Raw genomic sequence first — 464 nt, forward strand, 5'->3', positions numbered from 1 at the left:
TTCAACTTATCTAGCGCATGGTCACTAAAAGCTCTAGAGGTTGGGTTGGTTGGGTTCACCACGAAAAAGGCTTTAACATTTGGATCCTTCAACTCTTCAAATTTATGATCGACCAATTGCCAGTCATCAGATTCATCAGAACTAACGTTAAACTCTTGTAGTTTAAATTCATTTAGTTCTGGAATCTGCAAGTACGGTGTAAAGATTGGCGTATTAATCGCAATCGTATCACCCGCCTCTAAAATATGGCTGACCTTTAGTTCATTAAAAAGATAGACCATCGCAGCTGTCCCACCTTCAGTTGGAAAGACCTTTGTCTTGTCTGATAGATGTTCACCGCGATAGAGATTTACTTCTAGATACCGATTTAAAATCTTTTCAACATTCACTAAGCTGCGTGATGGTTCTGGATAATGGTTGCCAATAACGCCATCGACCCATTCAAAGACAAGTTCATCTTGATT

The 464-nt window shown here is 39.4% G+C and carries 1 protein-coding gene; it reads right to left on the reverse strand.

Features of this window, described 5'->3' with window-relative positions; genetic code table 11:
• On the reverse strand, positions 1 to 464 hold a 464-nt coding region (locus FCS21_RS17735), incomplete at both ends, for an aminotransferase class I/II-fold pyridoxal phosphate-dependent enzyme (protein ID WP_138624499.1).

The sequence above is a fragment of the Colwellia ponticola genome (assembly GCF_005885605.1).
In the GTDB taxonomy this organism is placed as follows: Bacteria; Pseudomonadota; Gammaproteobacteria; order Enterobacterales; family Alteromonadaceae; genus Colwellia; species Colwellia ponticola.